The organism is Elusimicrobiota bacterium (assembly GCA_026388075.1).
Classification (GTDB): Bacteria; Elusimicrobiota; Endomicrobiia; order Endomicrobiales; family JAPLKN01; genus JAPLKN01.
The window spans coordinates 1-5014 of sequence record JAPLKN010000096.1; the positions used below are offsets into that span (position 1 = coordinate 1).

General features: G+C 35.2%; 5 protein-coding genes. All 5 read left to right on the forward strand.

The annotated features are described in order from the left end of the window. Positions 1-668, forward strand: a 668-nt coding sequence (locus NT145_05180; GenBank protein ID MCX5782077.1) for a site-specific DNA-methyltransferase, incomplete at its 5' end; no start/stop codon positions are given. 5 nt (positions 669-673) lie between these two features. Beyond that, positions 674-1144, forward strand: a complete 471-nt coding sequence (locus tag NT145_05185; GenBank protein ID MCX5782078.1) for a hypothetical protein — start codon at positions 674-676, stop codon at positions 1142-1144. Between the two features lie 467 nt (positions 1145-1611). Continuing rightward, positions 1612-2301, forward strand: a complete 690-nt coding sequence (locus NT145_05190; GenBank protein MCX5782079.1) for a hypothetical protein — start codon at positions 1612-1614, stop codon at positions 2299-2301. A gap of 118 nt (positions 2302-2419) precedes the next feature. Then, entirely contained in the window at positions 2420-3433 is a 1014-nt protein-coding gene (locus tag NT145_05195) for a hypothetical protein (GenBank protein MCX5782080.1), read from the forward strand. Beyond that, a partial coding sequence (locus NT145_05200) for a recombinase family protein (GenBank protein ID MCX5782081.1) occupies positions 3430-5014 on the forward strand: 1585 nt, incomplete at its 3' end. The genes NT145_05195 and NT145_05200, both read left to right, overlap by 4 nt.

Below are 5014 nucleotides of genomic sequence, written 5' to 3' on the forward strand. Positions count from 1 at the left end.
ATAAACTTGTTCCCGGTGGCAGAGCCTGTATTAATGTTGCAAATTTAGGAAGGAAACCTTATATACCACTTCATACCTATATTATTGAAGACATGCTAGATATTGGCTATTTGATGAGAGGGGAAATTATTTGGAATAAAGCCTCAAGCGCAAGCCCTTCAACAGCATGGGGAAGTTGGAAGTCGGCTGCTAATCCTGTGTTGCGAGATATTCACGAATATATTTTAATTTTTTCTAAAGAATCATTTTCACGTAAAAAGGATAAGAAAGAAGATACAATTCTTAAAGAAAATTTTATTGAATGGACTAAAAGTGTATGGACTTTTCCAGCTGTTTCTGCAAGGAGTATAGGGCATCCAGCTCCTTTCCCGGAAGAATTACCTCATAGATTAATACAGATGTACACTTTTAAAAATGATGTAGTATTAGACCCTTTTTGCGGAGCAGGAACAGCATGTCTTTCAGCTCTAAAAGATGGCAGGCACTATATCGGGTATGATATTAAAAAGGAATATGTTGAATTGGCTAATCAAAGGATAAAAAAATATTTAAATCAAACAAGTATGTTTGATTTAAAAAATGTTAGTTCCGCTTCTTATATTGCTGAAAAACACATAAATAAATATTCAATAAAACGGAAAGCCAAAGATAAAGGGAAAAAGAAATAAATTCAATGAATTTCAGTCAAATAATACAATCTTTTATTGAAGAATCTCGGTTATTATTGAAAAGTGGTCATGTGAAAGCGGACGATTATAAAGAATTTCTTAAAAATATTTCCGAAGAGAAATGCCCAGTTTGTATGGAAAAACTTGAAATAGTTAGTGCGGATGAGAAAGGAAATGTTGCAAAATATAAATTTAAATGCGGGCATAGCCATATTCATGCAAAGTTTCATGAAACTATAGTAATGAGAGAACATTTGAAGCTAAAGTTGAAAAAACCAGGAAAAGGTTTGCTTCTTCAGGAATGCCAAGGGTATAAGAGCAGCGGTGATCCTAAACTGCCGAACGGTGTGACAGAAAAGATGATCATTGATAAAGAGAAGAAAGAATATCATCATGTGGTAATTGATAATAGTACTGGAAACATCATTCATGAGGAGCACGAACCTTTGACACAGCATAAACCGAAAAAGAAATGAAAACAGCATGAACGACTTTGCGGCGCGCATGAGAAAAAGGACTTTTTAAATAAATTTTAGCGGCGGTGAGGCCGCACGGACGGCGCGAAAGCGCCGGACGAAAGCCGAATCGGGTCAAGATGAAAAGAACGAAAACAACTTATGGTATAACGACAATATAAGATGAAAAGAACGAAAACAACTTATGGTATAACGACAATATAAGGTCATCCAAAGGTCTGTATGAAAAACCTTTGAGATGCCTTGGAAACCTGTCCTGAGCTTGGTCGAAGGATTGATTGGGAATTTGACATAAAGTTGTGTTTTTTTGTTCAAAAAAGACGTTGAAGGGGGAGAAAAATTCAAAAGACAAAATCTTTTTGTCGGCGATTTTGCGAAGTCCTCGTTGCATAAATTTGCACAGCAAATTTGATGAGGAATGTTTTTCGGTGCTTCGCACCGGGTAAAAGAAGGAAGGGATATAATATATGTATTTACTGGCTATAATAATAGGCATAATAGTTATTATTTCAATAATAATAGTAATTTTGTCAAAGAAAAGTGTAGCCACCTTTTTTATAATGCAATATGATCTCGCTTCAGCCAAAGGTAAGGACACAAGAGGAGCTCTTAAAGATGCAATAGATTTTTTTAGATATCGGAGTCCTTTTAATCAATTAGACGATGATGAGGCGGATTGCATATTAGAGGCATTAGCTGATATAAAAAATCCCAAAAATGTTGGTTCAAAGATATTCCAATTGTGTGAAGCAAGAAAAAACGTTTCACTAATTAAAGATAAAAGTATTTTGGAACAGACGGTAATAAAAGAAGACATTTTTCAAGAATTACAAACTATTATGGGATTCATCGCTTTCGCAAGAAAAAACAGCGAAAAGTTTTCAAAATATCCCATTAATAACATACTTTTTTCATATTTACAGCATAGAAAAGGATGGGCTTTCAAACATAAAACAGAAGATAGTTGTGTTTTCAACTATAATAATCAAGAAATATTCTTTCCTAAGCAAACTTCTGGCTTCGAAATTGTGAAAAGAATTATTCTGGTAGAAATAAATGCGGGGTGCTATAGCAAGGAAATCGCAATCAGTGAGATTGTAAATAATTATGATGAAATATTTGAAGAATGTTTCAGTAGATTAAATAAACCGTTTTAAAATATGGTTTTGTTGCTTCGCACCGGGTAAAAGACAAATAAGTTAGAGAGGATAATATATGTCAAAAAATGTCTTCATTCTTGGGGCGGGAGCTTCCGAACTATCAGGAGCTCCTTTAATGAACGATTTTCTAAATACAGCGAGAGAGATTAGGGAAAACTCAAGCGAGAAAGATTGCTTTAATAAGGTCTTTGATGCCATTGAAAAACTACGGGTTGTTCATTATAAATCATATTTGGATTTAGATAACATTGAATCTGTTTTTGGTGCAATTGAAATGGGGCGTTTAATTGGAGGAATAGGGAATCATAAATTAGAAGAGATTAAAGAATGGGATAAATCTATCAGGAAAGTAATTTTAAAAACGTTAGAAACTTCAATAAAATATCCTGTGCGGGATAAATCGGCATATCCACCTAAGCCTTATGATGAATTTACTCAGTTAATTATGGATATCAAATCTGGTTCGGGAAATGATGATTGTTCTATTTTAACTTTTAATTATGATATTACGATTGACTACGCTTTTAATTATTCCGGTTTGCCGATTGATTATTGTCTATCAGGGCAAACGAATTCAAGTTCATTGAAATTATTAAAATTACACGGATCATTAAATTGGGGAAAATGTGAGAAATGCGAATCAATTGTTTCCTGGAAAATATCTGAGTTTTTTAGCAAATATCATTGGCAATTATGGTCAGATACAAAATATCAGACTTTAGATATAGGATCTCGTTTAAAAGAACATCAACACTGCAATTGCCCTTTATCCGATGAACCTTTTCTAGTTCCTCCGACTTGGAATAAGACGGAACGTCAAAATCATTTAACAAATGTTTGGGGACAAGCTGCGCGTGAATTGTCTGAAGCTGAAAATATATTCATAATAGGTTATTCCTTTCCTGAATCGGATTTATTCTTTAAATATCTCTTTGCTTTGGGCACTATTGGGAAAGCCTATATTCATAGAATATGGATTTTTAATCCTGATAGTTCTAATGAAGTTCAAGAAAGATACAAAAAACTTTTAGGTACCGGTATTAGAAAGCAGTATAGGTATGAATTGATGACATTTGAAAAGGCAATACCTTTTATTCGTAATGAATTAAAAATAAGGACAAACCATTGAAAATCGCAATCTATCTACGAGTATCAACAGAAGATCAAGCGAAGGAGGGATATTCTCTTGAAGTACAAATGGAATATCTTGAAACTTTTGCTAAGAAAGAAAATTATCAGATATACAAAGTATATTCTGATGACGGCATAAGCGGTTATACTTCCGAAAGACCTGCTTTGCAAGAACTCCTTGAGGATGCAAAAGCGAAAAGGTTTGAACTGGTTTTGGTTTATAAAATAGACAGGTTCAGCAGAAACTTAAAAGATCTGCTGAACTTGGTTTATGATCTGTCAGCTAATGGAGTTGGTTTTAAATCAGCAACAGAGCCGTTTGATACGACTACTTCCGCAGGAAAGTTGATGTTTCAGCAGTTGGGAAGTTTTGCCGAGTTTGAAAGAAACAGAATTGCCGAACGGGTATTCCCCGGAATGATTAAAGGTGTTCAAAAGGGGAACTGGCAGGGGGCAAGGTATTCGCCGTTTGGCTACACATATGACAAACAAGAAAAACTATTGAAAATTGAAGAAAAAGACGCAGAACTCGTAAAACAGATATACAAGATGTTCATTGATGGGAAAAGCATACGGAACATAACCGCACACCTAACCCGCAAAGGTTATAGAAACAGGATGGGGAACATTTTTTCAACAAAGCTGATTGGCGATATCCTTAGAAACAGGATATATACAGGAAAGCTTGTCTGGAATGTCCACCATTACGATAAAAACCAAAAAACAAAGAAAGGTTTGAAATATATCAAAAATTCATCTGACAAAATAGTAATTTCGCAAGGCAAACACCAGCCGATAGTTTCAGAACAAGATTTTGAAGCCGTTCAAAAGATAATTGGTGAAAGAAGGGTTTGCATAAAACAAAAGAATTCAGGGCATGTTTTGTCAGGAATTCTTTATTGTGCTAAGTGTAACCATAAATATGTGGGAGTATCCACAATATCTAACCACAGAACAGGCACAAAAAAGATGTGGTACAGGTGCAATGGCCCAAACAGAAGTTTTATTAAATGCAAAAACAGATGTGTGAAAGCGGAAATCATTGAACCGCAGGTGGCGAGGCTTTTGGAAACTTTGCTTAAAAGCGATAAGTTAACAAACAGCCGTTGGATGTGTATGACCGAAAAGGCATCTATCCCGCCCACCCACCCCAAAACAGACCTTTCGGAGTACCAAAAGAAGCTAAAACTAAACCTTGAAAAACAGTCGAAACTGACCGACACGTATCTTGAAAATGTTATCAGTGATGAGGTTTACAGGCAGAAGATAGAAACTCTAAGATGGGAGGAAGAAGAACTCAAAAAAATACTCGCATTGGAAGAAATGAGAGTGATTGAGCGGGAGAAGTCAGAAGAATATCTTGACCGTGTGGATGCCTTTGTTTCCGACTACAAAGCGGAAAGAGGGGAACTTGATTCTTTTACAAAAAAGCAGGTATTGAACCTGCTTTTTAAAAACATCAAAATCGCCGACAAAAAGATTTTGTCTTTTGAATTTTTCTCCCCCTTCAACGTCTTTTTTGAACAAAAAAACACAACTTTATGTCAAATTCCCAATCAATCCTTCGACCAAGCTCAGG